The organism is Bradyrhizobium sp. Kon10 (assembly GCF_055807395.1).
Genome location: NZ_JBVVOZ010000012.1, coordinates 90,078 through 111,917, shown reverse-complemented (window position 1 = coordinate 111,917; position 21,840 = coordinate 90,078). Strand labels below are relative to the sequence as shown.

Sequence of the window (21,840 nt, the reverse complement as noted above, 5' to 3'; positions counted from 1 at the left end):
CGCGATCTGGCGCGCCACCAGTAGATTGAGCCAGTGCCCAATCGTCCCGGTCAAATTGATGATTTCGGTCGTCATTGTCGTAAGTCTCCATTGATCCACGGGTCCCTCTCTTCAATTCGTCCCTCGATCCGCACTTTCGGACGTCAGGGCTTCCGGGGGTGGCCGCGAGACGCCCAAATCGGAGCGTCCGGGAACGGATATACACGTCCCGCTGACAGATTTCAATATCTGTCATTCAATGATCCGTGATTGATAGTTAGTGGCTGAGCCGGCGCATCAGGCGAGAAGCCGAGGCTCGTGAATAGCCCGGCCATCCCCCGCTACCTTGCCTGCGCCGTTTGTTTCGCCCTCCCCCTCTGCTAAATCACGGCGTAAAAAGCATTTTGGCCGGTGTCCCCTGGGGCGCCCGCCCACCTCTTTGGAGCCGTCACATGATCCCCCGCTACACCCGTCCGGAAATGGCCTCGATCTGGGAGCCGCAGACCCGGTTCAAGATCTGGTTCGAGATCGAGGCGCATGCGGCTGACGCGCTAGCCGAACTCGGGACGATCCCCAAGGAGGCCGCCAGGACGGTCTGGGCCAAGGCCAGGGATGCCACTTTCGACGTCGCCCGCATCGATGAGATCGAGCGCGAGACCAAGCACGACGTCATCGCCTTCCTGACCCACCTCGCCGAGATCGTCGGCCCCGAGGCGCGCTTCGTGCACCAGGGCATGACCTCCTCCGACGTGCTCGACACCTGCCTCAACGTCCAGCTCACCCGCGCCGCCGACCTGCTGCTCGCCGACCTCGACAAGGTGCTGGCGGCCCTGAAGAAGCGCGCCTTCGAGCACAAGATGACGCCGGCCATCGGCCGCAGCCACGGCATCCACGCCGAGCCCGTCACGTTCGGCCTCAAGCTCGCTTATGCCTACGCCGAATTCTCGCGCGCCAAGGAGCGCCTGATCGCGGCACGCAAGGAAGTCGCGACCTGCGCCATCTCCGGCGCGGTCGGCACCTTCGCCCAGATCGATCCGCGCGTCGAAGCGCATGTCGCCAAAGCCATGGGGCTGGTGCCGGAGCCGATCTCGACCCAGGTGATCCCACGCGACCGCCATGCGATGTATTTCTCGACCCTCGGTGTCATCGCCGCCTCGGTCGAGCGCCTCGCGGTCGAGGTCCGCCACATGCAGCGCACCGAAGTGCTGGAAGCCGAAGAGTTCTTCTCGGAGGGACAGAAGGGCTCCTCGGCGATGCCGCACAAGCGCAATCCGGTGCTGTCCGAAAATCTCACCGGCCTCTCCCGCATGGTGCGCGCCTATGTGACGCCGGCGCTGGAGAACGTCGTGCTCTGGCACGAGCGCGACATCTCGCACTCCTCCGCCGAACGCATGATGGGTCCCGATGCGACCGTGACTCTCGACTTCGCGCTGGTGCGCCTTGCAGGCCTGATCGACAAGCTGCTGGTGTACCCCGCCAACATGCAGAAGAACCTCGACCGCCTCGGCGGCCTCGTTCATTCACAGCGCGTGCTGCTGGCGCTGACGCAGAAAGGCGCGAGCCGCGAGGACGCCTACAAGCTGGTGCAGCGCAATGCCATGCCGGTCTGGCGCGGCGAAGGCGATTTCCTTCAGCTGCTGAAGAAGGACGCCGAGGTGAAGAAATATCTCAGCGACGCCGAGATCGCGGAGCAGTTCGACCTCGGCTATCACCTCAAGCATGTCGACACGATCTTCAAGCGCGTGTTCGGGGAGAGCTGATATACTTGTCATTCCGGGGCGCGCGAAGCGTGAACCCGGAATCTCGCTCTACAATCTCCGGATTCCGGGTTCGATGCTTCGCATCGCCCCGGAATGACGACAAAACTCAAAACAGACGAGATCCGCCTCATGCCCATCGTCAATCGCATCGCCGCCCTCTCCGACGAAATGGCCGCCTGGCGTCATGACTTCCACGAGAACCCGGAGCTGCTCTACGAAGTCCACCGCACCGCCGGCATCGTTGCCGACCGCTTGCGCGAATTCGGCTGCGACGAGGTGGTGACGGGGATCGGCCGCACCGGCGTCGTCGGCGTGATCCGCGGCCGCAAATCCGCCTCCGGCAAGACCATCGGCTTGCGGGCCGACATGGACGCGTTGCCGATCATGGAAACCTCCGGCGTAGCTTATGCTTCGAAGGTCCCCGGCAAGATGCACGCCTGCGGCCATGACGGCCACACCGCGATGCTGCTCGGTGCGGCAAAATATCTCGCCGAGACGCGCAATTTCGACGGCACCGCTGTGGTGATCTTCCAGCCTGCCGAGGAAGGCGGCGGTGGCGGCAAGGCGATGGTCGAGGACGGCATGATGACCCGCTGGAACATCCAGGAGGTCTACGGCATGCACAACATGCCGGGTCTCGCCGAAGGCCATTTCGCGACCACGCCCGGTCCGATGCTCGCGTCCTCCGACAACATCCAGATCACCGTCCACGGCAAGGGCGGCCACGCCGGCGCCGGTCCGCACAAGGCAATCGACAGCGTGCTGATCGGCTCGCAGATCGTGGGCGCGCTGCAATCGATCGTCGCGCGCAACGTCGATCCGCTGAAATCGGCGGTGATCTCGATCACGCAATTCCACGCCGGCACGGCCTTCAACATCATTCCGGAGACTGCCGAGCTCGGCGGCACCGTGCGCACGCTCGACCCCGAGGTGCGCGATCTCGTCGAGCGCCGGATCGGCGAGGTCGCCGACAGCGTCGCCCGCGCCTATGGCGGGTCGGCCGAGACGAAATACACGCGGATGTATCCGGTGACGATGAACCATGCGCGCGAGGCCGGCGTTGCCGCTGATGTCGCCCGCGACATCGTCGGCGCCGAGCGCGTCAACGACAAGTTCGTTCCGATGATGGGCGCCGAGGATTTCTCCTTCATGCTGGAGGCGCGTCCCGGCGCGATGATCCTGGTCGGCATGGGTGACGGCAACGAGTGTCACCATCCGTCCTACGTCTTCAACGACAACATCCTCGGCCACGGCGCGTCGTTCTGGGTGCGCCTGATCGAGACGACGATGCCGGCGGGCTAGTGTCGGTCTCGTAGGGTGGGCAAAGCGGAGCGTGCCCTCCACGAAGGTATCTTGAGCAAAAGGTCAGCACGGCGCCTCGCGCCTTTCGATCACGTAGCTTGGTGTCGAGTGTCAGCGTGACGCTGGTTCGAGACTGATACGCAATTTGTGACCGGTGGCCTCGGCGTAGCGCTCCAGCGTGCGCGTCGATGGTTTGACGCGCCCGCTCTCAAGCCGAGATACGGCACTCTCTGTCGTACCCATGCGGCTTGCGACTTCCGCCTGAGAGAGATGAGCACGGGTGCGCGCCCGGATCAGGGCGTCGACCAGTGCAAATTCGCTCTCAAGCGCATCATAGGCCCTTTGGTAAGCGGAATTGCTCTTCATACGCCGCGCGTGAATGGCCTCTGCTTTGATGGTCTTCGATCTCATCTCACTTCCTTCGCTCGCTGTCTGGCCAGGTCGAGTTCACGGTGCGGCGTCTTCTGCGTCTTTTCGACGAAGATGCGGACAATCACCACGCGCTGCCCGGCCGCAGTCACAAAGATGGCGCGCGCTATGCCATCCCTGCCAGTGACCCGCAATTCCCAGAGCTTATCGCCGAGCGGTTTCACCCCATCGCGGGGCAGGTTAAGGAGCCCATGCTGCCTAATCGTATCTGACATGCGGGCCAAACGCGCCTGCATGTCCACAGGCAGCGCCGCTTCCTCATCAGCTGCTGCCGGAAGGTACTCAACGGACCACATTAGCGGCAGCTCAGCAAAAATGCTAAGTCCTGTCTATTTGCTATTTTTCGATGGCGTGGGATGAGCGTCAAAGGCGCTCCGCACTCACCTACGCCTGCACCACCTCATGCCGCATCACGAACGGCGCGAGCAGCGCGTGCACCTCGTTCGCAACCACCTCGCGCTGATCGGCCGGCAGGCCCGCCAACGTCACGGTCGCGATCGAGCCGTGGCTGCCATGGGCACCGACCTTGACCTTGCAATCGATGCCGCGCGCGATGAGCGGCGTCAGCACTTTCGTGAACACGCGCTGCGCCGCGTCCCAGCGCAATTGCGGCTTGAACACCTTGCCGACGCCGGTGACCGGCATCGGATCGATTGGAATGACCTGCACGGGAACAGCGGCGCGCTCGGGCGTGCGCTCGCGCACCCACGTCTCGAGCTCGCCCGGTTCGACCGTCGCGCCGGGCTTCAGCTGCACGTATCCGACTGGCAACTCGCCGGCGTAGGCGTCGGGCTGGCCGACCACCGCGGCAAAACCGACGGCGGGATGGCGGAACATGATCTCCTCGATCGGCGCCGGATCGATGTTGTGGCCGCCGCGGATCACCAGGTCCTTGGCGCGGCCGGTGATCCAGAGATAACCGTCGGCATCGAGCCGGCCGAGATCGCCGGAATTGACCCAGACCCCGTCGACGAAGGCGCCCTTGTTGTGCTCGTCGTTGAGGTAGCCGCCGAACACGCCGGGCCCGGCCATGATGACGACGCCGATCTCGTCGGGCGCGCAGTCTCGGATCAGCCGGCCGTCGGCATCGAGCTGCACGATGCGCACGCGCGCATAAGGCATCGGCAAGCCGACCGAGCCGAGCCGGATCGGCCGCGACGGATAGGCCAGCGTGTGCACGCTCGAGGTCTCCGTCATGCCGTAGACCTCGACCACCGGCAGCTTGAGCTTGTCCTGGATCGCCGAGCCCACCGCGACGGGGATCGCCGAACCGCCGCCGGCGGCATACTTCAGGCTGGAGATGTCGGCGGTGCCCGGCGGCACCGCAAGCGTCGCGGCAAGCACCGTCGGCACGCTCGACAGCGCCTCCGGCTTGAAGCGTTCGACCAGTTGCCAGATGTTCTTTACCGAATTCGGATTGCGCCATCCGCTCGGCGACAGCACGACCAGCGAGCCGCCGGCCGACAGCATCGTCAGCACCTGGGTCAGCGATCCACCGACGTGAAACAGCGGCATGCCAAACAGCAGATTGGCGCCCGGCTTCGACTTCAGCAGCAGATCCAGCGCCCAGGCCTGATAGACCTGGTTGGCATGGGTGTGCCGGACCAGCTTTGGCGTGCCGGTGGTGCCGCCGGTGTGAAAGTAGGCCGCGATGTCGTGGCCTGCGATCTTGCGCCCGCTGACCAGCCGGTCCGAGGGCTGCTGCTTGATCAGGTCGTTGAAGGCAAAGATGCCGTTCGCCGGATCGCCGCCGCCAAACACCTGCACGATCGCCTTGAGGTGTTTCAGTTGCGGCCTGACCTGCTCGACCTTCTGCCAGATGTCGGCGCCCGGCATCGGCCCGAGCGCCACCAAAATCTTGGTTTTCGCGGCTTCCAGAATCTCCACCAGCTGGTGCGGCTCGAGCAGCGGATTGACGGGATTGGCAATGCCGGCGGCCTCGGCACCGAACAGCGTCACGAACGCGTCGGGCACCAGCGGCAGCATGAAGCTGATGACGTCGCCCTTCTCCGCGCCGAGCGCGTGAAACATGTTGGCGGCCTGCGTCACGCGCGCAATGAAATCGCGATGGGTGACGACGACGGGCACGTCGGCGGGATCGGCGTTTTGCAGAAACTGGATCGCCGCCCCGTCCGGGTTGCGCGCCGCGCCAAGCCGGATGGCGTCATAGGTGCTCTCGGCCGCCACGCGATCTGCGTAAGGCACCTGCTCGAAGGCGCGAACCTCCGCGTCCGTCGCTAGCTCCGGATAGTCGTTGCCGATCAGTCGATCGAGCGCGTGGATGCCCGCCATGAAATTTCGTCCTCCCTCTATTCATGTCCTCAGCCCCTGTCTTTTGACGTTGATTCAGGCGAGGCTTCGACCGGACCGGCAGCGCCGCTGGCAACCGGTCGAACGGAGACAGAATGATGGATGATTTGGCGTTCGTCCATTCCTTAACGGCTGCGGCGATGCGGCCAGATCCAACCGCCCTTTGAACCTCCCTGCTCGACGGCGGGACCAAAGACTGGCGGCCAGCGCCCTGCCGCAAGACGCGAGGACATCCATGAGCACGCCCCTGCGGGACCGCATCACCCGGCTGATCGCCACGCTCGCCGTTGCATCGGCGATCGCCCTGCCCCGCGCTGTCGCCGCCGAGGACACGCAACTCGACAAGATGCGCGCGAAGATCGCGTCGTTCGTCGGCAGTTTGATGGAGAAGCAGGGCGGCTCACGCATCATCTACAAGGTCGACAGCGACGCCTTGCGCGATGTGCTGGTTACGGACTTGCGGGACGACGTCTATAAGGCCCTCAAGGAGAGCCGCACGGCATTTTCGGCCCTCAAGGTGAGCGAGGGCAGCGTCGAAGTAACCATCGCGGACGCCAACAGCCGGAGCCAGCTCGTGCGCAAGCTCACGACGGATGCAGCGCCCCCACGCTCGCTCAAAGTGACCGACGGCGGCGACGGCCTGCTCAGGCTTGCGCCGGCGGATGCCACTTTCGCCCGCCAGCAGCATGATCTGGTCGAAGACGCGATCGCGATGGTCGAGCAGCGCCTGAAGGATTCCGGCGTCAAGCTCGCCAGCGTGCAGCCGGACGGGACCGATCGCATTCGCATCTTCCTGCCGGGTGTGATGGACCCCGAGCGTGTGACCGCGGTGTTCGCCAGGAAGGTGCGCGTCAGCTTCCGCATGGTGGACACCACGATGCCGGCGGAACAGGCCGAGCTCGGCACGCCGCCCGCGGGCTCCGAGGTCCTGTTCGGATTCAAGGAGAAGCGCGCCTATCTGGTCGCGAAGGACAGCGCGCTCGACGGCGACGACATCATCTATGCCGGTCCGGGTTTTGCGACCGGGACCAAGGATCCGGTCGCCTCGTTCCGCTTCAACGGCCGCGGCACGCGGCGCCTCGCTCACGTCACCGAAGAGAACATCGGCAAGCCTTTCGCCATCGTGCTCGACGACAAGGTGATCTCCGCCCCCGTGATCCGCGAGCCAGTCACCGGCGGCTCGGTCCAGATCTCCGGTAATTTCACCATGGAGGAGGCCAACAGCGTCGCCATGCTGCTGCGCGCAGGCGCTCTGCCGGGCCGTCTGGCCCTCGTCGAGCAGCAGATCGTCCAACCTGTCAGCAAGCCGTAGGGCTGATCTCGCCGGCCGTCCCATTCATCCCGGCGGTCTTGCCGGGGCTTCGCGGGCGGCCCGTGCGCTCGAAAGCCCGAATCACGGGCGCGTTCGGCCATACCCGCAGCGAACGGACAATTGCCCAAACCGCCGTTCAGGCTAAAATTTGCCTCTTGCGGCAGGGCGACCGAACATTCCATTCAAGCGGTCGTCGTTCGATTTCGGCTATACCTGCCGAACATGCCGACCAGGACTGAAGGCCTCACGCGGGGACAATACCATGCCGTCCGGCAGCGCAGACATTTCGTCGATCCTCGACCGCATTCTCGACGCGGCAACCGACAACCTCAGGATTGCGAAGATCCTGGTCCAGATGGGCCTTGATCCGAACAACGTCACCTACGACGCGATCTTCAATCGGTTGCTGGAGATCTTTGTCCACAACATCACCCTGGCCAATATGTTCGCCACGGTCGGCGCCGGCTTCTTCGTCGCCACCCTGTTGATGCGGACGATGGTGCCGCTGCGCGTCGCCAACATGATCGGCTGTGCCTTCTTCGCCATTTTCGGTGCGCTCTCCGCCAATGTCTCGACGTTCGTCCTGTACCTGCTGCTGCTCCCGATCAACGCCGTGCGCCTGCGGCAGATGCTCAAGCTGGTCAAGAAGGCGCGACATGCGGCCGAGGGCGACATGTCGATCGAATGGCTCAAGCCGTTCATGACCGAGCGCAAATATCGTCGCGGCGACACGCTGTTCAAGCTGGGCGATCCAGCCCACGAAATGCTCCTGACCGTCACCGGCAAGTTCCTGGTCAAGGAGATCAACGTCGAGATCGGGCCCGGCGCGCTGATGGGGGAGCTCGGCTTCCTGACGCCGGACAACCGGCGCACCGGAACGATCGAGTGCATCGAGGACGGACAGGCGCTGACGATCACCTACGACCGGTTGCTCGAGATTTACTTCCAGGATCCGCAGTTCGGCTATTATTTCCTGGTGCTGACCAGCCAGCGTCTGCTGCAGAACATCGAGCGCTTGCAGACGCAGCTCGCGAATGAGCGGGCTGCGACCACGAACAGGATCGCATGAACCGGCGCCGCGGTCCGGCGCAGCGACTCAACTCAAGAGCAGCGCCATCCCGGGATCGCCCTTCTCCATCGCACGGCGGTAGGCCGGCCGCGCGCTGATGCGGCCGAGATATTTGACCACGTTCGGGCAGCGGGCGAGATCATAGGGCTGGAAGTAGCGCATCGTGGTGAGCGAGAAGACGAGCATGATATCAGCTGTGGTGAATGTGCTGCCTGCCAGATAGTCGGCATCGCGCACCCGCGCATCGACCAGATAGAAGGCGCGGTCGACGCGCGCCCTGGTCGCGGCCAGCATCGGATTGTCCTCGGCGAGCTTGAGCCGGTTCAGGAGCATCAGCCGGCCCATGCCGGCCTGCAGCGTGCCGTTGGCGAAGTGAAACCAGTACAGGAATTGCGCGAAATCGGGATCATCGGCGCGGAGCAGGAGACGGCCGTTGCCGTGCTTGGCCATGATGTAATCGACGATGGCGCCGGATTCGGCGAGCACGAGATCACCGTCGGTGATGACCGGCGCCGCCCCGATCGGATGCAGCGCCTTGTAGTCGGGCGGCGCCAGCATGGTGACGGAATCACGCGTGTAGTGCTTCAGCTCGTAAGGAAGTCCGAGCTCTTCGCAAAGCCAGACGATACGCTCGGACTGGGACTTGCCGAGGTGATGGACGGTGAGCATAGCGTCTCCCTACGATCGTAAATTAGATCAGTCGTGATGCTGTATCATACTCCGTCATTGCGAGCGCAGCGACGCAATCCAGACTGCCTCAGCGGAAAGATTTCTGGATTGCTTCGCTACGCTCGCAATGACGATGTGGAGAGAGCGCGTCACTACCCCACCTCGTCCGTCACCATGCGCGCCACGACGCGGTCGCGGCGGATGAAGTGGTGCCAGAGGGCTGCGATCACGTGAATCGCGATCAAGGCCAGCAACACATAGGCAAAGAAGATGTGGCGCTCCTCATAGGCGTCCGCCGCCGCCTTGTCCGGAGAAGTGAATTGCGGCACGTGAAACAGGCCGAAGAAGTCCGAGTAGTTGGGCGAGCGCGCGCCGGAATGCGCCCAGCCTAGCATCGCAACCAGGATGACGACGAGATAGAGCGCGCCATGGCTGACATGGGCTGCGATCTTCTGCCAGCGCGAGGTTTCGGCCGGCATGGCCGGCGTCGGGTTGAAGGCGCGCCAGGCCAGGCGGACGATCGTGAGCAGCAGGATCATGTAGCCGATATCGGCATGGATCGAGCGATAGAAGAACTTGTCGGGACGCGCCGGGATGTGGTTCATCCACCAGCCGAAGGCGATGGTTCCGACGATCGCCAGCGCCAAAATCCAGTGCAGCCACCGGGCGATACTGCCCCAACCGGCATTGGTGTTTCTGATCATGTCAGCTCCACCAAAGAACTTGCGGGTGCCCCAGAACCGCAGCCCGACATCACTGCTGATAACGGGAATATGCGGCGATCACGAAATGGAATAGTTCCAAAATCAGCCTCCCAGGCCGCCGCCGCAAAACGGCCCTAAAAACCGAATGGTAACCATGGAGTGATAGGGTGACGGCGTGACTTATTCCCCGACGATCCTGGTCTTCGATTCCGGCCTTGGCGGACTCACGGTGCTCCGCGAGGTCGTGGCCGCGCGCCCGGACGCGCATTATGTCTATGTTGCCGATGATGCCTTCTTCCCGTACGGCCACCACAGCGAGGACGAGATCATCGCCCGGGTGGTGCCGCTGATGGGCGAGCTGATCGGCGCGCACGATCCCGACCTCGTCGTCATCGCCTGCAATACCGCCTCCACCCTGGTGATGTCGCACCTGCGAGCCGCCTATTCCGTGCCCTTCGTCGGCACGGTGCCGGCGATCAAGCCGGCTTGCGCGCAATCGAAGAGCCGCCGCGTCTCGGTGCTCGGCACCAAGGGCACGGTGAAACGCGAATACACCCACGCGCTGATCCGCGATTTCGCGCAAGGCTGCGAGGTGACGCTGGTCGGCTCGCCCGAACTCGCTTCGCTCGCCGAACGCGAGCTCGGCGGTCAGCCGATCAGCGACGGCGACATCCTCGCCGAACTCGCGCCCTGTTTCGTCGGCGATCTCGCCGACGCAGGCGCCCGCACCGATACGGTGGTGCTCGCCTGCACGCATTATCCGCTGCTGCTCGACCGGTTCAAGAAGCTGGCGCCCTGGCCGGTGGACTGGATCGATCCGGCGCCCGCGATCGCGCGCCGTGTCTCCGATGTGCTCGGACCGCCCAGCAGCGGCATCGCGCAGCCGGGAGCCGAGATGATCTTCACCTCGAACCGCGCTCATGGCCTTGGGCCTGCACTGACGCCGTTCTTCGGCGGCCGCGTGCTCGCCTGACTTTGCGGCTCTCCGGCGCGCTGCTAGGCTCCGCCGTCGCCATCTCCATTCAGGTCATCCCATGTCGGTCCCGACTCCGCCGCTGAACCGTCTCCGCCAGCTCTGGCGCGAGGGCCGCCCCGCCTTCGGCGCGATCGCGACCATCCCGAGCGTGCAGACGGTGCAGATCATGGCGCGCTCGCTCGACTGGATCATCGTCGACCTCGAGCATGGGCCGATCGGGCTCACAGAGGCGCATGCGATGATTGCCGCCACGACCGGCACGCCCTGCACGCCGCTGGTGCGGATCGCCGCCAACGAGCCATGGCTTGCCAAAGCTCCGATGGATATCGGCGCCTTTGGCATCAATTTTCCGATGATCACCAATCGCGCCGATGCCGAGAAGGCGGTGCGCAGCGTACGCTACCCGCCGCGCGGCGATCGTCTGTGGGGTCCCTTCCATGCACCGTTCCGCTGGGGCCAGTCGATGCCGGACTATATGGCCAGCGCCGACGACGAGATGATCTGCATGATCACGATCGAGCATGTCGACGCGGTCAACTGCATCGACGAGATCATGGCCACGCCCGGCATCGACGTCGCAGTGATCGGTCCCGGCGATCTCGCCACCTCCATCAACAAGCGCGGCCAGATGGACGATCCGGAATTGCTGGAGCTGATCGCGCGCGCCGAGGCCGGCATCCTCAAGAGCGGCGTCCCGATTGGCGGGGTCGCCCGCACCCCAGACCAGGCCAACGCGTTGATCGACCGCGGCTACCGCGCCATCGCGCTCGGCTTCGACTGGTCGCTGTTCCAGCGCGGCATCATGGCGGCTTTCGAAGGGATCAAGCGCTGATCGGCCCCAAACATGCGGCATAAGTCATTGATATAACCTAAATTTTTTGTCGCCACCCAAATCCAAGCCGTTTGCCTCGCCGGCCCCCCTGATGCGGCGAACCGGCCGACCCCAAGCGGGTTGGTTCATGCTAAAGCGGGCAGCGCGCGGGCGGCTCCTCCCCGCACTTATTTCAGCCTTGCCGGAACCGGAGAACGATGCGCGGTCAACCAAACAAGATTTCGCTGCCGCGTCGCCTGATTATCGACCTCATGCGCGCCTCGATGGGCGTGCCGTTCGTCTCGTTATCCCGTCCTCTCAACATCCGTCCGCTGCTCGAGGCCCGCGCCGGGGCGGCTGCCCCGGCCGGCTGGGCCGCGATGTTCGTCAAAGCCTTCGCCCTGGTTGCCATGGATGAGCCGGTCCTGCGCACCGTCTACGCCAAATGGCCATGGCCGATGCTCTACGAGCTGCCGAAGAGCGTGGCGCTGGTGGCCATCGCCCGGGTCGAGGACGGCGAGGAATGCGTGATGCCGCAGCGAATCGCAGCTCCCGAGGCCATGGCATTGGGCGCGATCGATGCCGAGATCCGGCACGCCAAGACGGCGCCGATCGACGAGGTCCCGATGTTCCGCAAGATCATGCGGGCAACCCGTCTGCCGCTGCCGCTGCGGCGCGGGTCCTGGGCGATCGGCCTGAATTTCGGCCGGCAGCGCGGCAACTGGTTCGGCAGCTTCGCGGTGAGCTCGGTGGCCGCCTATGGCGGCGGCGAGCTTCACCCCATCACCCCAGGGCCCTACATTGTCAGTTATGGGGTGGTCGAGCCGGACCAGACCATCCAAGTTGTGATCCGCTGGGACCACCGCGTGACCGACGGCGCCCCGATCGCCCGGGTCCTGACCCGGCTGGAACAGGTCCTGAACACTGAAATCGCTGCCGAATTGCGCGCAGCCGGCCCAAAGCCGATCCGGGCCGTCGGGACCTGATTTCGCGGCTATTCGCATTGACAGAACGGCCCAATCTCCCCTAAAAGCCGCTTGCTCGCGGGCCGATTTCGGCCCGCGAATTGTTTCGCGACCCGTGGTCCTGCCCTCTATGCTTTGGGGATCGGACCTGTCGGTGCCGGGCTTGCCCGTCACACAGGAGGGCGCGTTTCCTCAAACCGTGAACCCACAGAGGACGCGATGACTAAGCGCAGTGAAGCCAAGTACAAGCTCGACCGCCGTATGGGCCAGAACATCTGGGGCCGCCCGAAGAGCCCCGTCAACCGCCGCGAGTACGGTCCCGGCCAGCACGGCCAGCGCCGCAAGGGCAAGCTCTCCGATTTCGGCGTGCAGCTCCGCGCCAAGCAGAAGCTGAAGGGCTACTACGCCAACATCAGCGAGCGTCAGTTCCACGGCATCTATGTCGAGGCGAGCCGCCTCAAGGGCGACACCGGCGAGAACCTGATCGGCCTGCTCGAGCGCCGTCTCGACGCGGTCGTGTACCGCGCCAAGTTCGTCTCCACGATCTTCGCCGCCCGCCAGTTCATCAACCACGGCCACATCAAGGTGAACGGCCGCAAGGTCAACATCTCGAGCTACCAGGTCAAGCTCGGCGACCTCATCGAGGTGAAGGAAGCCTCCAAGCAGCTCGCCCATGTTCTCGAGGCAAGCCAGCTCCCCGAGCGCGACACGCCCGACTATCTCGAAGTCGACCACGGCAAGATGACCGCGAAATACATCCGCATCCCCGGCCTCTCCGACGTGCCGTTCCCGGTGCAGATGGAGCCCCATCTGGTCGTCGAATTCTATTCGCGCTAAGATCTGATTATCGAAAGGCCCCGGTTCGCCGGGGCCTTTTTGCTTAAGAGCCACGTCAGTGGCCGTCCTGCTTCAGGAGGCATCGCATGCTCTACACCCCTCCCCCCGTTGATCCCAAAGCGCCGCCGGTGCGCATCAATCTGCTGTCGGACACGCAGACCAAGCCGACGCCCGCGATGCGCGAGGCGATGGCGCGGGCGGAGGTCGGTGACGAGCAGGTCGGCGACGATCCGACCGTGAATGCGCTGTGCGAGCGCGTCGCCGCGTTGCTCGGCAAGGAGGCCGCCGTGTACATGCCGTCGGGCACGATGTGCAACGTCACCGCGACGCTGGTGCATTGCCGTCCCGGCGACGAGATTCTCGCGCATGAGAGCGCGCACATCATCGCGCGCGAAGGCGGTGCGCATGCCGCGATCGGCGGCTTCCAGGTCACGCAATTAAAGGGACCCGATGGCCAGTTCACGCCGGAGACGTTCCGCAAGGCGCTGCATCCGCGCACGCGCTACCAGCCGCCGCAGACGGTCGTCAGCGTCGAGCAGACCGCCAATATCGGCGGCGGCACGATCTGGAAGAAGGCCGCGCTCGACGAGATCGTCGCGATCGCCAGGCAACACGGCCTCGTCACCCACATGGACGGCGCCCGCCTGCTGAACGCCACCGTCGCGAGCGGCATCTCGCCGCGCGATATGACCGCCGGCTGGGATTCGGCCTGGATCGACTTCTCCAAGGGCTTGGGCGCGCCGATCGGCGGCGTGCTCGCGGGCTCGCGCGCCTTCGTCGATGCGGTCTGGCAATGGAAGCAACGCCTCGGCGGCTCGATGCGGCAGGCCGGAATCTGTGCGGCAGCCTGCATCTACGCTCTCGACCATCACGTCGATCGCCTTGCCGACGACCACGCCAATGCCCGCGCGCTCGCCCGCGGACTGTCGCAGATCGCAGGCGTCGAGGTGCAGGAGCCCGAGACCAATCTCGTGTTCTTCAAACCCGACGGCGCCGGTATTCCCGGCGACAAGATGGTCGCGGCACTCCGCCAGCGCGGCGTGACGCTCGCAATGATGGACGGCCGCATCCGCGCCTGCACGCATCTTGATGTCAATACCGGCCAGATCGAGGAGACGATCGGCTACGTGCGCGAGATCGTGCGCGGAGCGTAAGTCTGTAGCCCGGATGGAGCGGAGCGTAATCCGGGTTCTGTTCGCTTGGTGAGACCGCCCCGGATTGCGCTTGGCTCCATCCGGGCTACGCCAATCCGAGATCAGCGCGCCATCGCCTGATAGATCAGCCGCTTCAAGTCGTCCTGGATCGGACCGCGCTGCGACGGCGACTGCATCATGCAGATCACGAACATGTCGTCGGCGGGATCGATGAAGAAGAAGGTGCCGCCGACACCGTCCCAACGGTACTCGCCCGCCCGAAGCAGTGGCGTGGCTCGCGTACGAACGGCAAAGCCCAGGCCGAAGCCGCTGTCGGCCCCGGGAAAGTAGAATTCGGGATCCTTCCTCACTCCGGTTGCCTCGCCGATCTGGTCCGACACCATCAGCGCGAGCGTCTCGCGCCTGAGATAGCGTCGATCCTCGAACTCACCGCCATTGAGCAGCATCTGCGCGAAGCGCGCATAGTCGCCGATCGTGCCCACCATCCCGGCCCCGCCGGATTCCCAGCGATGCGGCGCAGTCGCCTCCTTGATGCCGGCGACGGGATGATCGAACCAGTCGCCCGGCAAGGGCTCGGCGATCAGCGATCGCTTGGCATCGTCGGCGACGAAGAACGCAGTATCCCGCATCCCCAGCGGATCGAGCAGCCGCTCTTTCTCGAATCGATAAAGCGACAGGCCGGCTGCAACCTCGATCACACGTCCGAGCACATCGGTGGAATGGCCATAGTCCCAGAGCGTTCCCGGCTGCTCGGCCAGCGGCAGGCGCGAGAGTCGCTCGACAAATTGCGCATTGTCGGGATCGCCGTCGAACAGCCCGGCTTGCGCATAGAGCTTGCGCACGGGACTGCTGCCGTAGAATCCGTAGGTGATGCCAGAGGTATGTCGAAGCAGGTCGCGCACCATGATCGGCCGCGCGAGCGGCTGGAGCGCCAGCTCGCCGTCGGCCTGCGGGACGCCAACCTGCACATTCGCGAAAGCCGGAATGTATTTCGCGACAGCATCGTCGAGTGCGAGCCTGCCGTCGTCCACCAGCATCATCGCCGCTACCGAGGTGATCGGTTTCGACATCGAATAGAGGCGGAAGATCGCGTCATTCGTCATCGGCCGCGCCGCCTTCGCATCGCGCAGTCCGAACGTCTCGGAGAGCACGGGCTTGCCGTGCTGCTGGATCAACAGGATCGCGCCGGGAATCTTGCCGGCCGCCACCTCGCCGCGAAGAAACGCGCTGACGCGCGCAAGTCCCGCGGTCGAGAAGCTGCGCGCGACCGGCGCTTCGGCACGGACCGGCCGGGTCGCGCCGACCAGCAGGGCGAGGGCGGCAACGAGAACGGCTCCAACGAGAGCCTCAGTTCTCCATGGCCTCATAGATCAACTGCTTCAATGTCCGCTGCACGCGCTGGCGCTCGGTCGGGGTCTGCTCCAGCAGGACGAAGAACATGTCCTGCTTGGGATCGACCACGAAATAGCAGCCGGAGGCGCCGTCCCATTTCAGTTCGCCGAGATCGCCGGGCGGAGGCGGCTTGGCGTTGCCGGGATCGGTGCGGACCGCGAGCCCGAGGCCGAAGCCAAAACCGTCGCCGGGGAAGTAGAAATAATCGCGATCGACGCCCGAGTTCGGGCCAATCTGATCGGTCGTCATCAGCTTGAACGTCTCGGGCTTGAGGATGGTCTTGCCGTCGAGACTCCCGCCGTTGAGCAGCATCTGCGTAAAGCGCTCATAATCGGCCATCGTGGTGACCATGCCGCCGCTGGCGAACTGGATCTTCTTGACGACCGTCGGATCATTGATCCGGCCAACCCGGAAATCGCTGTCGTTCGGCACCGGCTGTGCCAGAAGCTTCTGCTTCTCGGGGTCGGTGACGAAGAACCCGGTATCGACCATCCCGAGCGGGCCGAGCAGCTTCTCCCGTTCGATATCCAGCAGCGGCTTGCCAGTTGCAACTTCCATGACACGCGCCAGGATGTCGGTGGAATGGCCGTATTGCCATAGCGCGCCGGGCTGGTTGTGCAGCGGCAATTTTGCGATGCGCTCGGCGAACTCGGCAAGATCGAAATCGCCGGCATAGATATTGGCGGCGCGATAGGCCTGGCGCACGAGGCTGTCGCCATAGAAGCCGTAGGTGATGCCCGACGTTTGGGTCATCAGATCCTTCACCGTCATCGGCCGGTTCGGCGGCACCAGCTCAAGCGATTTGGTGCCGTCCTCGGCCTTCTTCTCGACGCCGACCTTCACATTGGCGAAGGACGGGATGTATTTCGAGACGGGATCGTCGAGCTTGATCGTACCGTCCTCGATCAACCGGACCGCGACCACGGACGTGATCGCCTTGCTCATCGAGAACAGGCGGAAGATCGTCTTGTCAGTGATCGGTGCCTTGCTGACCACGTCCTGCACGCCAAACGCTTCGTGGTAGACCGGCTTGCCGTGCTGCTGGATCAGCACGGTGGCGCCGGCGATCTTGCCGGTCGCAACCTCGTTCTTGAAGAAGTCGCTGATCTTGGCGAGCTTCTCCTGATTGAAATGCGCGCCGGCTGGAATTTCGTAGGTGCCCTCAGCGCGCGCAAGCGAGATCGCGGCCAGCGATGCCAGAGTGCCGCAGACCAACGAGCGCAATCCAGAACGTAAAATCATATCCCCTCCCCGGAACATGGCCGAGAGGAGTGTACTGACCGCGCCATCAGGTACAAGGCCCACCGTGCCGCGCAAGCGCCTCGGCATGGAGCCTGGCGCTCGGCTCGGAGAAGCAGCAAAACACGACATGGGTGACGGACGGCGCCGCGGGCAGCATTTGGATTGTCGTGCGCACCGCAATATCGGTGGCGCGGTCGGCAGGAAACCGGAAAACGCCGGTCGAAATCGCGGGGAATGCCACCGATCTCAGCTTGAGCTTTCCGCAAAGCTCGATCGAACGGCGATAGCAGGAGGCGAGCAGATCGTCCTCGCCGAGCGTGCCGCCGTTCCAGACCGGCCCGACGGTGTGAATCACATGCGCGGCCTTGAGCCGATAGGCCTTGGTGATCTTGGCGTCGCCCGTCTGGCAGCCGTGGAGCATCCGGCATTCGGCGAGGAGATCAGGCCCGGCCGCCCGATGGATCGCACCATCCACGCCGCCGCCGCCAAGGAGCGAGTTGTTGGCCGCGTTGACGATGGCGTCAACGCTCAGCGTGGTGATGTCGGCAACGATGACCTCGAGCTGTGCGCCGCCAATCCGGCGCGTCAGCGTGGCCAAGCGTCAGGCCGCGACGGCGACGCCCTTCTCGGAGAAGAGCTGCTGCAATTCGCCGGCCTGGAACATCTCGCGGACAATGTCGCAGCCGCCGACGAACTCACCCTTGACGTAGAGCTGCGGAATGGTCGGCCAGTTCGAATAGTCTTTGATGCCGTTGCGCAGCTCGGCGGACTCGAGGACGTTGAGGCCCTTATAACCGACGCCGATATGGTCGAGGATCTGGACGACCTGGCCGGAGAAACCGCACTGCGGAAATTGCGGCGTGCCCTTCATGAACAGAACCACGTCGTTCGACTTCACTTCGTTGGCGATAAATTCCTCGATGCTCATATCCATGTCCTTCTGGGGCCGAGCCCAGACCAATCTCTTCGGGCCGGCTCGGCCGATCTAACCCGATACCTGCCTATATATGTAGCCCAAACCGTTGTGCATCCAAAGTAAAATGGCGGCGACGAGACCCGGACAGCCGGTGCCGGCCATGGGCTGATGACACTAATATCATCGAGGAGGAGGACTTTCATACCGTAACGGAGCCCCTATCTAGGACGAACCTTGGTTTTGGAACCCGGCAACGCCAACAACGTTCTCTTGTCCTGTCTGGAGAAAAACGTGACGAAACAAGCCTCCGCCACGGCCGCCCCCGCGCTTTCGTCACCATCTTCCGGCGCGGGTGACCTCGCCCAGCGGCTTCAGGACGCGTTTGTCACCGTCCGCGGCGAGACCGAACGCCGGGCCGCGCCCCTGTCGCCCGAGGACCAGCAGATCCAGTCCATGCCGGACGCAAGCCCGACGAAATGGCATCGGGCGCACACCACCTGGTTCTGGGAGCAATTCCTGCTCGGCGAGCACGCCCCTGGCTATCGGTCCTTCCACCCCGATTTCGCATTTCTGTTCAATTCCTATTACGTCAGCGCCGGCCCCCGTCATTCCCGCCATCGTCGCGGCGACATCACCCGGCCCAGCGCCGATCAGGTCGGCGCCTATCGTAGATATGTCGATGCGGCCGTCGTAAAATTCTTCCGCGAGGCCGGCGAGGACAAGCTTCGGGGGATCGCGCCGCTGGTCGAGGTCGGGCTCAATCACGAGCAGCAGCATCAGGAATTGATGTTCACCGACGTCCTGCACGCGTTTGCGCAGAACCCAATTCCGCCGGCCTATGATCCGGATTGGCGTTTCCCGGCTTCGACGCGAACCCCCGAGGATTGGCTGACGCTGAACGAAGGCATCCACACCGTCGGCCATGCCGACGACAGCTTTCATTTCGACAACGAGAAGCCGGCGCATCGCGCTCTCGTCGGTCCGGTTAGGATCGCCCGCAATCTCGTCACCAATGGCGAATGGCTGGCCTTCATGCGCGACGGCGGCTATCGAACCGCGACGCTGTGGCTGATGGACGGCTTTGCCACCGTGAGCAACGAGGGCTGGGAAGCCCCGGGCCATTGGCGCGAGATCGACGGTCAGTGGCATGCGATGACACTGGCTGGCCTCAAGCCGGTCGATCTCAGCGCACCGGTCTGCCATGTCAGTTATTACGAGGCCGACGCGTTCGCGCGCTGGGCGGGCAAGCATCTGCCGACTGAGATGGAATGGGAGGTCGCGGCGCGCGCAGGCCAGCTCAACGACGCTTTCGGCATCGTCTGGCAGTGGACGCGATCTTCCTACTCCCCCTACCCCGGCTATCGCGCCATCGAAGGCGCGCTCGGCGAGTACAACGGCAAGTTCATGGTGAACCAGCTGGTGCTGCGCGGGTCATCGCTCGCGACGCCCGACGGTCACAGCCGTGTCACCTATCGCAACTTCTTCTATCCGCACCACCGCTGGCAATTCACGGGATTGCGGCTCGCCGACTACCAGTAAGAATTCTGATCCGACAAATGCGCGCCGGACAGCGCGTTCAGGAGAGTATCATGAATGTGCACGCCAGCGCTTTGGCCGAAGCCCATCTTCCCGACGAGCAAACCACCGCATTCGCCCGCGAGGCCATCGAGGACCTGTCGCAGCAGCCGAAAAAGCTGTCGCCGAAATATTTCTACGACGCCACGGGTTCGGAGCTGTTCGAGGCGATCACGCGCCTGCCGGAATATTATCCGACGCGCACCGAGCTTGCGATCCTGACCGAGCGCGGCAGCGAGATCGCGAAAATCATTCCGGAACATGCGGCCCTGGTCGAATTCGGTGCAGGCGCCACGACAAAGGTCCGCCTGCTGCTCAGGCACTGCAAATTCGCAGCCTATGTGCCCGTCGACATCTCCGGCGATTTCCTGAAGGCGCAGGCGAACGGCCTCAAGCGGGATTTTCCGTCGCTCGGCATCTATCCGGTCGCGGCCGACTTCACCACCCCGTTCGAGCTGCCGGAGGCGGTCGCGTCGATGCCGAAGGTCGGCTTCTTCCCCGGGTCCACGATCGGCAATTTCGAGCCGGAGCAGGCCCAGGCGTTTTTGAAGAGCGCACGCAAGATTCTCGGCGAGGGCGCACAAATGATCATCGGCGCCGATCTCGAAAAGGAGGAGCGCGTGCTGCACGACGCCTATAACGATGCGGCCGGCGTCACCGCGCGTTTCAACCTCAACGTTCTGGTGCGGATCAACCGCGAGCTCGGCGGCAATTTCGACCTCTCCGCCTTCACCCATCGCGCGATCTACAATCGCGAGCGGCATCGGATCGAGATGCATCTGATCAGCAAGAAGAGCCAGACCGTCCGCCTGCTCGGGACCAGCTTCTCGTTCCGCGCGGGCGAGAGCATCCACACCGAGAACAGCTACAAATACAGCCTCGAGCGCTTCGCCGCGCTGGCGCAAGGCGCCGGCTGGCGGGTGCGCGAGAGCTGGACGGACGCAGCGACAATGTTCTCTGTGCACGCACTGGAGGTGGCGGAGTAAACGCTCCACCGCTTCGCTAGAGCGGCCAGCCGGAGGATTATTGGAGAGCGGTTTCCTTGCGGCACATCCTTCGAGACGCCCGCCTTTGGCGGGCCCTCAGGATGAGGACCGGGTGTGCGGCAGCAGTTTCAACGGGCTGCGATTGCTGCTTAGCCTCATCCTGAGGAGACCGCGAAGCGGTCGTCTCGAAGGACGAGGCGCGCAGAAAGCTACATGTGATCGCCCCCAGCCGCGGTCAGCGCTCCGCCGCCTCTTCCGGCCTCGATCCCAGCGACACCGATTCCCACACCGCCACGACGATCATGATCACGCTGGTCGCGACCGACAGCGCGAGCGGCGAAAGATCGGCTGCGAACCAGGACAGCGCCAGCAGCAGGATGATGCCGATGCCGTGCGAGAGCTGGAGGAAACCGCGGATCGAATGCTTGAACAGGATGGTGCCGACCAGGAACACCAGCGGCCCGCCGACCGCGCTCACGATCGTCCGGAGGTCGGAATGCCCGGTCGGATGCTTCAGCACCAGCTCGTCCGCGACCGCGGTCAGGATGATGCCGGCCACGATCGGCATGTGCAGATAGGTGTAAGCGAGCCGCGCCAGCCGACCCGACTCAGCAGCCTTCGAGATCCGCTCGGAGCCGGCCTCGGCGCCCTTGTGGAAATAGACCCACCACATCGCGATGCTGCCGACCAGCGCCGAGACGAAGGCCAGAATATTGTCCGCGGTCCAGTCCAATTCGGCAAAGGTCGCCCCGTTGACGACGACGGCCTCGCCGAGCGCGATGATGATGAAGCCGGCGCAGCGCTCGGCCATGTGGCCGCCCTCGACGGCCCAGGCCTCGACCGACGAGAAGCCCAGCTTGGGGACCCAGAAGCGAGCCGCGGGCGCGACGTATTCGATCGTCAACGCCACGACCCAGAACCACAGCCTCTCCTGCCCATGGGCCAGACCGCCCAGGATCCAGAGGATCGCGGAGCCGCAGAGCCAGACCAGGATGCGGATCGCGTTGTGCCGCACCGCGGTGCGATGGCGCGGGGTTGCGAACAGCCAGAACGCGGTGCGTCCAACCTGCATGGCCGCATAGGCGATGGCGAACCAGAGCCCGCGGCCCTCGAACGCGGTCGGGATCGTCGTCGACAGCACCAGACCACCCAGCATCATCAGGAAGATCAGGATGCGGACCGGCGTCAGCTCGGGGTTGAGCCAGTTGGTGACCCAGGCGGTGTAGACCCACACCCACCACACCGCGAGAAACAGCAGCGTGACCTCGACCGCGGCAAGCGGCGTGAAGTGGTGCAGCAGCGTATGCGAGACTTGCGTGATCGCGAAGACGAAGACGAGATCGAAGAACAGCTCCGCATTAGTCACGCGGCTCGGCTGGTTCGGCACGATCACGCGAAACATCGCGCCGCGCGGATTGTCCGCAGCCATTCTCGTTCCCCCGCCCCGCGATC

21 protein-coding genes are annotated in these 21,840 nt (G+C 64.2%); 11 read left to right on the top strand and 10 right to left on the bottom strand.

Annotated elements, in window-relative coordinates:
- The first annotated feature begins 431 nt into the window (after nt 1-431).
- On the top strand, nt 432-1,739 hold the full coding sequence (purB, locus tag AC0L2O_RS18575; protein ID WP_473370705.1) for an adenylosuccinate lyase: 1,308 nt from the start codon (nt 432-434) through the stop codon (nt 1,737-1,739).
- Nucleotides 1,740-1,868: 129 nt separating this feature from the next.
- A complete protein-coding gene (locus AC0L2O_RS18570; RefSeq protein WP_473370704.1) occupies nt 1,869-3,041 on the top strand; it encodes a M20 aminoacylase family protein in 1,173 nt (390 codons plus the stop codon).
- A gap of 111 nt (nt 3,042-3,152) precedes the next feature.
- Here the strand turns inward: AC0L2O_RS18570 and AC0L2O_RS18565 are convergent, their stop codons facing one another.
- The 3 genes from AC0L2O_RS18565 to AC0L2O_RS18555 all read right to left on the bottom strand — a co-directional run bounded on the left by AC0L2O_RS18565 (nt 3,153) and on the right by AC0L2O_RS18555 (nt 5,762).
- Nucleotides 3,153-3,452 (bottom strand): helix-turn-helix domain-containing protein, encoded by a 300-nt coding sequence (locus tag AC0L2O_RS18565; protein ID WP_369722753.1) that lies wholly within the window; start codon nt 3,450-3,452, stop codon nt 3,153-3,155.
- The gene (locus tag AC0L2O_RS18560) at nt 3,449-3,766 is read right to left on the bottom strand and encodes a type II toxin-antitoxin system RelE/ParE family toxin (RefSeq protein WP_473370703.1); all 318 of its coding nucleotides are present in this window, start codon (nt 3,764-3,766) and stop codon (nt 3,449-3,451) included. The genes AC0L2O_RS18565 and AC0L2O_RS18560 overlap by 4 nt, the downstream gene beginning before the upstream one ends.
- 88 nt (nt 3,767-3,854) lie before the next feature.
- Nucleotides 3,855-5,762, bottom strand: coding sequence for an acyl-CoA synthetase (locus AC0L2O_RS18555; RefSeq protein WP_473370702.1), 1,908 nt, complete (start codon nt 5,760-5,762; stop codon nt 3,855-3,857).
- A gap of 253 nt (nt 5,763-6,015) precedes the next feature.
- Between AC0L2O_RS18555 and AC0L2O_RS18550 the strand changes: the two genes are divergently transcribed.
- Both AC0L2O_RS18550 and AC0L2O_RS18545 read left to right on the top strand, forming a co-directional pair.
- Nucleotides 6,016-7,092, top strand: a complete 1,077-nt coding sequence (locus AC0L2O_RS18550) for a SecDF P1 head subdomain-containing protein (protein ID WP_473370701.1) — start codon at nt 6,016-6,018, stop codon at nt 7,090-7,092.
- A 262-nt stretch (nt 7,093-7,354) separates the two neighbouring features.
- The gene (locus AC0L2O_RS18545) at nt 7,355-8,161 is read left to right on the top strand and encodes a Crp/Fnr family transcriptional regulator (RefSeq protein ID WP_473370700.1); all 807 of its coding nucleotides are present in this window, start codon (nt 7,355-7,357) and stop codon (nt 8,159-8,161) included.
- A 27-nt stretch (nt 8,162-8,188) separates the two neighbouring features.
- On the opposite strand, the gene AC0L2O_RS18540 is transcribed toward AC0L2O_RS18545, so the two are convergent.
- Together AC0L2O_RS18540 and AC0L2O_RS18535 are read right to left on the bottom strand one after the other, a co-directional pair.
- Nucleotides 8,189-8,830, bottom strand: a complete 642-nt coding sequence (locus tag AC0L2O_RS18540; protein WP_473370699.1) for a glutathione S-transferase family protein — start codon at nt 8,828-8,830, stop codon at nt 8,189-8,191.
- Between the two features lie 152 nt (nt 8,831-8,982).
- Nucleotides 8,983-9,534 carry a cytochrome b gene (locus tag AC0L2O_RS18535; protein WP_473370698.1) on the bottom strand — a complete coding sequence of 184 codons (552 nt, stop codon included), beginning with the start codon at nt 9,532-9,534 and terminating at the stop codon, nt 8,983-8,985.
- A gap of 175 nt (nt 9,535-9,709) precedes the next feature.
- Between AC0L2O_RS18535 and murI the strand changes: the two genes are divergently transcribed.
- The 5 genes from murI (at nt 9,710) to AC0L2O_RS18510 (ending at nt 14,277) form a co-directional block, all read left to right on the top strand.
- The gene (gene murI, locus AC0L2O_RS18530) at nt 9,710-10,507 is read left to right on the top strand and encodes a glutamate racemase (protein ID WP_473370697.1); all 798 of its coding nucleotides are present in this window, start codon (nt 9,710-9,712) and stop codon (nt 10,505-10,507) included.
- A gap of 61 nt (nt 10,508-10,568) precedes the next feature.
- Nucleotides 10,569-11,342, top strand: a complete 774-nt coding sequence (locus AC0L2O_RS18525) for an HpcH/HpaI aldolase family protein (protein ID WP_473370696.1) — start codon at nt 10,569-10,571, stop codon at nt 11,340-11,342.
- A 197-nt stretch (nt 11,343-11,539) separates the two neighbouring features.
- The gene (locus tag AC0L2O_RS18520; protein WP_473370695.1) at nt 11,540-12,307 is read left to right on the top strand and encodes an acyltransferase; all 768 of its coding nucleotides are present in this window, start codon (nt 11,540-11,542) and stop codon (nt 12,305-12,307) included.
- Between the two features lie 198 nt (nt 12,308-12,505).
- Nucleotides 12,506-13,123, top strand: a complete 618-nt coding sequence (rpsD, locus tag AC0L2O_RS18515; protein ID WP_473370694.1) for a 30S ribosomal protein S4 — start codon at nt 12,506-12,508, stop codon at nt 13,121-13,123.
- Between the two features lie 86 nt (nt 13,124-13,209).
- A complete protein-coding gene (locus tag AC0L2O_RS18510) occupies nt 13,210-14,277 on the top strand; it encodes a threonine aldolase family protein (RefSeq protein ID WP_473370693.1) in 1,068 nt (355 codons plus the stop codon).
- Between the two features lie 101 nt (nt 14,278-14,378).
- Here AC0L2O_RS18510 and AC0L2O_RS18505 read toward each other — a convergent pair whose 3' ends face one another.
- The 4 genes from AC0L2O_RS18505 to grxD are packed head-to-tail and all read right to left on the bottom strand — an operon-like array spanning nt 14,379 to nt 17,839.
- Nucleotides 14,379-15,644, bottom strand: a complete 1,266-nt coding sequence (locus tag AC0L2O_RS18505; RefSeq protein ID WP_473370692.1) for a serine hydrolase domain-containing protein — start codon at nt 15,642-15,644, stop codon at nt 14,379-14,381.
- Entirely contained in the window at nt 15,625-16,911 is a 1,287-nt protein-coding gene (locus tag AC0L2O_RS18500) for a serine hydrolase domain-containing protein (protein ID WP_409188121.1), read from the bottom strand. The genes AC0L2O_RS18505 and AC0L2O_RS18500 overlap by 20 nt, the downstream gene beginning before the upstream one ends.
- Nucleotides 16,912-16,957: 46 nt before the next feature.
- Entirely contained in the window at nt 16,958-17,509 is a 552-nt protein-coding gene (locus tag AC0L2O_RS18495; RefSeq protein WP_473370691.1) for an O-acetyl-ADP-ribose deacetylase, read from the bottom strand.
- A gap of 3 nt (nt 17,510-17,512) precedes the next feature.
- Nucleotides 17,513-17,839, bottom strand: coding sequence for a Grx4 family monothiol glutaredoxin (grxD, locus tag AC0L2O_RS18490; RefSeq protein WP_007602294.1), 327 nt, complete (start codon nt 17,837-17,839; stop codon nt 17,513-17,515).
- A 228-nt stretch (nt 17,840-18,067) separates the two neighbouring features.
- On the opposite strand from grxD, the gene egtB reads away from it, so the two are divergent.
- Together egtB and egtD are read left to right on the top strand one after the other, a co-directional pair.
- Nucleotides 18,068-19,366 carry an ergothioneine biosynthesis protein EgtB gene (gene egtB, locus AC0L2O_RS18485; RefSeq protein WP_473370768.1) on the top strand — a complete coding sequence of 433 codons (1,299 nt, stop codon included), beginning with the start codon at nt 18,068-18,070 and terminating at the stop codon, nt 19,364-19,366.
- A gap of 50 nt (nt 19,367-19,416) precedes the next feature.
- Nucleotides 19,417-20,388 (top strand): L-histidine N(alpha)-methyltransferase, encoded by a 972-nt coding sequence (gene egtD, locus AC0L2O_RS18480; protein ID WP_369722738.1) that lies wholly within the window; start codon nt 19,417-19,419, stop codon nt 20,386-20,388.
- A 235-nt stretch (nt 20,389-20,623) separates the two neighbouring features.
- On the opposite strand, the gene AC0L2O_RS18475 is transcribed toward egtD, so the two are convergent.
- Nucleotides 20,624-21,817 (bottom strand): low temperature requirement protein A, encoded by a 1,194-nt coding sequence (locus AC0L2O_RS18475; RefSeq protein ID WP_473370690.1) that lies wholly within the window; start codon nt 21,815-21,817, stop codon nt 20,624-20,626.
- Nucleotides 21,818-21,840 lie beyond the last annotated feature (23 nt).

Coding starts and splice junctions, on each gene's coding strand:
- AC0L2O_RS18505 (WP_473370692.1), bottom strand. CDS start 15,644: ATGAGGCCATGGAGAACTGAGGCTCTCGTTGGAGCCGTTCTCGTTGCC.
- AC0L2O_RS18540 (WP_473370699.1), bottom strand. CDS start 8,830: ATGCTCACCGTCCATCACCTCGGCAAGTCCCAGTCCGAGCGTATCGTC.
- grxD (WP_007602294.1), bottom strand. CDS start 17,839: ATGAGCATCGAGGAATTTATCGCCAACGAAGTGAAGTCGAACGACGTG.
- AC0L2O_RS18520 (WP_473370695.1), top strand. CDS start 11,540: ATGCGCGGTCAACCAAACAAGATTTCGCTGCCGCGTCGCCTGATTATC.
- AC0L2O_RS18550 (WP_473370701.1), top strand. CDS start 6,016: ATGAGCACGCCCCTGCGGGACCGCATCACCCGGCTGATCGCCACGCTC.
- AC0L2O_RS18500 (WP_409188121.1), bottom strand. CDS start 16,911: ATGATTTTACGTTCTGGATTGCGCTCGTTGGTCTGCGGCACTCTGGCA.
- AC0L2O_RS18555 (WP_473370702.1), bottom strand. CDS start 5,762: ATGGCGGGCATCCACGCGCTCGATCGACTGATCGGCAACGACTATCCG.
- purB (WP_473370705.1), top strand. CDS start 432: ATGATCCCCCGCTACACCCGTCCGGAAATGGCCTCGATCTGGGAGCCG.
- rpsD (WP_473370694.1), top strand. CDS start 12,506: ATGACTAAGCGCAGTGAAGCCAAGTACAAGCTCGACCGCCGTATGGGC.
- AC0L2O_RS18565 (WP_369722753.1), bottom strand. CDS start 3,452: ATGAGATCGAAGACCATCAAAGCAGAGGCCATTCACGCGCGGCGTATG.
- AC0L2O_RS18545 (WP_473370700.1), top strand. CDS start 7,355: ATGCCGTCCGGCAGCGCAGACATTTCGTCGATCCTCGACCGCATTCTC.
- AC0L2O_RS18535 (WP_473370698.1), bottom strand. CDS start 9,534: ATGATCAGAAACACCAATGCCGGTTGGGGCAGTATCGCCCGGTGGCTG.
- AC0L2O_RS18510 (WP_473370693.1), top strand. CDS start 13,210: ATGCTCTACACCCCTCCCCCCGTTGATCCCAAAGCGCCGCCGGTGCGC.
- AC0L2O_RS18525 (WP_473370696.1), top strand. CDS start 10,569: ATGTCGGTCCCGACTCCGCCGCTGAACCGTCTCCGCCAGCTCTGGCGC.
- AC0L2O_RS18560 (WP_473370703.1), bottom strand. CDS start 3,766: ATGTGGTCCGTTGAGTACCTTCCGGCAGCAGCTGATGAGGAAGCGGCG.
- AC0L2O_RS18475 (WP_473370690.1), bottom strand. CDS start 21,817: ATGGCTGCGGACAATCCGCGCGGCGCGATGTTTCGCGTGATCGTGCCG.
- egtD (WP_369722738.1), top strand. CDS start 19,417: ATGAATGTGCACGCCAGCGCTTTGGCCGAAGCCCATCTTCCCGACGAG.
- AC0L2O_RS18570 (WP_473370704.1), top strand. CDS start 1,869: ATGCCCATCGTCAATCGCATCGCCGCCCTCTCCGACGAAATGGCCGCC.